Source organism: Corynebacterium sp. HMSC034B08 (assembly GCF_001835805.1).
Taxonomy (GTDB): Bacteria; Actinomycetota; Actinomycetes; order Mycobacteriales; family Mycobacteriaceae; genus Corynebacterium; species Corynebacterium coyleae.
In genome coordinates this window covers 1-3,776 of the sequence record NZ_KV825897.1, presented here as the reverse complement: position 1 = coordinate 3,776, position 3,776 = coordinate 1, and the positions used below count along the sequence as shown (strand labels likewise).

At 55.2% G+C, this 3,776-nt stretch carries 4 protein-coding genes and 1 pseudogene; 3 read left to right on the top strand and 2 right to left on the bottom strand.

All coding sequences use genetic code 11. The features are described from left to right. Together HMPREF2656_RS13240 and HMPREF2656_RS00300 are read left to right on the top strand one after the other, a co-directional pair. On the top strand, window positions 1-394 hold a 394-nt coding region (locus tag HMPREF2656_RS13240), incomplete at its 5' end, for a hypothetical protein (protein ID WP_210400933.1). 12 nt (window positions 395-406) lie between these two features. Continuing rightward, the gene (locus HMPREF2656_RS00300; protein ID WP_070815556.1) at window positions 407-1,291 is read left to right on the top strand and encodes a hypothetical protein; all 885 of its coding nucleotides are present in this window, start codon (window positions 407-409) and stop codon (window positions 1,289-1,291) included. Between the two features lie 246 nt (window positions 1,292-1,537). Here HMPREF2656_RS00300 and HMPREF2656_RS13235 read toward each other — a convergent pair whose 3' ends face one another. Beyond that, window positions 1,538-2,215 (bottom strand): TetR/AcrR family transcriptional regulator, encoded by a 678-nt coding sequence (locus HMPREF2656_RS13235; protein WP_070452898.1) that lies wholly within the window; start codon window positions 2,213-2,215, stop codon window positions 1,538-1,540. Window positions 2,216-2,306: 91 nt separating this feature from the next. Here HMPREF2656_RS13235 and HMPREF2656_RS00290 point away from each other — a divergent pair, with 91 nt between their 5' ends. Further along, window positions 2,307-3,536 (top strand): MFS transporter, encoded by a 1,230-nt coding sequence (locus HMPREF2656_RS00290; protein ID WP_052205465.1) that lies wholly within the window; start codon window positions 2,307-2,309, stop codon window positions 3,534-3,536. Here HMPREF2656_RS00290 and HMPREF2656_RS00285 read toward each other — a convergent pair. Further along, a pseudogene (locus tag HMPREF2656_RS00285) lies at window positions 3,537-3,776 on the bottom strand (hypothetical protein); the annotation flags it as partial. It lies immediately after the preceding gene.

Genomic DNA, 3,776 nt, shown 5'->3' with positions numbered 1-3,776 from the left:
CGAACTGGACCACCTACATCAGATCAGACACATCCAGGCCGAACTCGACCGAATGCGCGAGGACAACACCCTACGCAAGCTGGCGAAGGAAAACGGGGCAGACCCCGACATGCTTGTGCCGTATCTCCGTGGTGTAGGTGATCTCCCGAAGTGGGGCAGCGACGAGTGGGACAGTAAGGCTGGCGAACTCGTCACCAACACGCTCAACTCATTCCCACAGTTCAAGGCGGGTGGGGTAGCACCCCGCACCAGCGGAACCCCAGCCCCACGAACAACAACGATGGCCGAATCCTCACCGCCGATGACCTCGACCGCCTGTACGCACAGGGCAAGTTTGAGGAAATCAACAAGGCAGTGGAGGAAGGCCGTATCAGCCGCTAAAAGTTCCCACTAGGAGGAACGCACTATGGCAACTCCACAGTCCCACAAGAACTGGGATCCGGTAATCGGCCCGATTGTCGCGTCTGCGCTCATGCAGCCGCTCCGTCAGACCTGGGCATTCGCGCAGGAGGGTGTGACGAACCGCGACTTTGAGGGCGAAATCCGTGGTAAGGGTGACGAGGTTGTTGTCACCAACCTTAGCCGTCCCACCATCCGTAAGTACGACGAGTCCGAAGACATGATTGTTGAAGATGTCGAGTTCGGAGAGCGTAAGTTCAAGACCGACCAGGGCGACTACTTCAACTTCAAGATTCCGCTGGTATCTTCCGTCCAGTCCGGCCTGGATGTGAAGCCGGAGGCTGTGCAAGAGGCTGCGGAGGGCATGGCCGAGCAGGTAGATACCTACATCGGCAAACTCATGAAGGACGGCGTTCGTAAGCAGAACCAGGTGGGCAAGCTTCCGTTGGATATTGATTCCAAGGATTCTTTCTCCGTGCTAGTGAAGTTGCGTAAGAAGTTGAACGCTACCCACGTTCTGAAGATTGACCGTTTCGTGATGGTTGGCCCCGAGATGGAATCGGCGTTGCTGTACGACGAGCGCCTGGACAAGGCAGTGAACAACAGCAATCTCTTGAACGGTGAGATTGGTCGCCTGCTCGGGTTCCGCATCATTTCCGCGCCGACGGTGCCGACGGTGGCGGGCCGTGAGGTGGTCATTGCGGGCCACCCGATGGCTACCCCGTTCGGCTACCAGATCACGGAGGTGGAGGAATCGTCCATGCTGCCGTTCCGTTTCACCCGTGCGATTACGGGCCTCCAGGTGTACGGCGGTTCCGTGATCCGCCCGGAGGCGCTGGCGACGGCTGAACAGGATGTGGTGGAGCCGACCACGGCGGGTGCTACCGAGTAGACGCTAGACCGTAGCAGACAGCGAAGGGGTCAGGGTGTGTGCCTTGGCCCCCTTTACCCATACCTGGATGAAGGGCACACCATGAATAATCCGTATCAGGAAGAACTACTTAACCGTCTCCGTGACCATGAGAACGCGGGGGTGAACGTGAACTGACCCGGCTTATCAACTGGGCTACATCCGCTGTGTTGAAGTACACAGCTGTGCGGGCGCTCACTAAGACGATGATTGAGAAGTGGGTCAGAGTTAAGGCAGCAGGGTGTGTTCGATGCCGTCTAGGATCACATCGATGACGAGGTCGTAGTATTCCTCGGACATCGCTTCTTCTTCATCAGGGTGTGAGAGAGGCTCCAGGTAAGAGTTGACAATACTGGTCAGTCCAACAGATTGAGCCATCATAGGCTCAAGCCTGACAAGCATTTCGTGCAGGTTGTGGCGAGGCTGGATTTGATTGGATGCGCGCAGGTTTCTCGCTCCGATCGTGTGGATGATCGAGTTCGCGATAATTGTGTAGGCCACAGGCGAATTGTCACCAAACCCAGCTTCTTGTAGTTTGGCCCAGGCTCCATCGATCATCGGCAAAAACTGTTCGGTGAACTTGCCCCGCGCGAACCTGTCGGTAATCCCCGGATATGCTAACAATGCGGGGCGTAGATTGTGAGCCATAGCTCGAAACCAGGCTTTCCATTCAAGGTCCGAGTCGGGAACTTCAATCCCGACACATACCCGGTCTACAACAGCATCACAAATGGCTTCCTTGTTTGGAAAATAATGATAAATCACTGAGGGAACCACGCCCAGTTCACGGGCAATGTCCCGTACTGACCATCCCTCAACGCCACTGATCGCGCTTAACTGTACAGCTTGTTTGACAATCAGCTCGCGTGATAGCCCAGCCCTTCGCCCCGTTAGCACAGTGTTCATAAGGTGACCCTAACTTATTCCTTGACCCTTACTAGAACACCATTCTACAATATCCCTAAGTGAAACAGTGTTCTAGTAATGGAGTGTAGTGATGCCCGACCCTCGTAGTAATAAGCCGACACAGAGCTCTATTGATCCAGGAGCGCAAGCGAACCTGGTAGTGGGAATCGTTTTTCTCGCCTTTATGGGGCAAATGATTCTCAATCCGATCATCGCGCCACTGTCACGACAGATGGGATTGCGGGAATGGCATATTGGCGCCACTATCTCTTTGGCAGCGATTGTACTAGCGAGCTTGAGTGCTTATTGGGGGCGAGCTTCCCAACGTGTCGGCGCTAAACGTGTACTCGCTGCTGGGCTTGTGATCGCGATCATCGCTTTGAGCGCCTTCGGTATTGTCTCCTACCTGGGGATGAACCAGGTAGTTGGCGGTGTCGGACTAGTTTTTGGTGTTGTGATCACTCGTGGTTTGCTCTATGGTGGAGGGATTTCAGCGATCGCCCCGACCGCGCAAGCCCACCTGGTCACGCATGCTGCCAGCGAGAACGGGCGGGTAAAAGCACTGGGCATGATTGGAGCGGCTCAAGGGATGGCCTCCATTGTTGGAGGTGTTACTGGAGGTGTGTTAGCCGCTGCTGGTGGCCTGCTCTTGCCCTTGGTGGTCATGCCCGTTGTGATGGTGATTGGTCTGGTTGTTCTCTTGGTGAGTTTCGCACCTCAAAGCCGAGGGCAACTTTTTGCAAAGCCTCAACGGATTCGCTTCACTGATCCGCGTGTAGCTCCCTGGCTAGCAACTGGTCTGGTGATGTTTCTTGTGTTTTCTTCTGTTGCTACGATTTTTGGATTCACTGTCCAAGACCGCTTCGCCCTGTCGGCAACTGCGACCGCAGGTATTTCCGCGATTTACCTGACCATCATGGGCGTGACCATGATCATTGCCCAAGCGGTGATTGCTCCAAAGACAGGGTGGGGAGCAGCGAAGCTTTTACGTACTGGTCTGGCCATTACACTAGTTGCAACTGTGCTCATTTGGCCTACCTCCTCGCACGCTTTACTGGTTGTCGGGTGTATCGTGCTGGGGGTAGGTATGGGACTGGCGATGCCCGGGTACAACACTGGCCCAACCTTGAAGATGAGTGCAGATGAGCAAGGCGCAGTGGCTGGCATCATCAACGCTAATAATGGGTTGGCGTACGCGATTGCCCCGCTGGCTTCGACCGCCCTTTACGGGTGGAACCCGCTGGCACCCTTCGCCGTCTGTATCGCCTTGATTGCAGTGGTCGTCATCTACGCCCACACCGTACCCGCACTACGCCAATAACTATGAGCGTGCCTGAAGTAGCCGTTCCATCACGTTATCCGCAGGAGTCGGCCCCGAGTAGTCCACCAGCGAGTTGTCTTTGACGACATCGAAAATCTCGTACCAGAGCGTATTCGCCTGCTTGCTAAACGACTGAGACATGGCCACGAATGGGGACGCGATAGCTGTTAGGACTACGGATTTAGTAACACCGTGAAGTGCCCCGAGTTTTGTTCCTAGGCGTTTGCCTTGATTTCTATT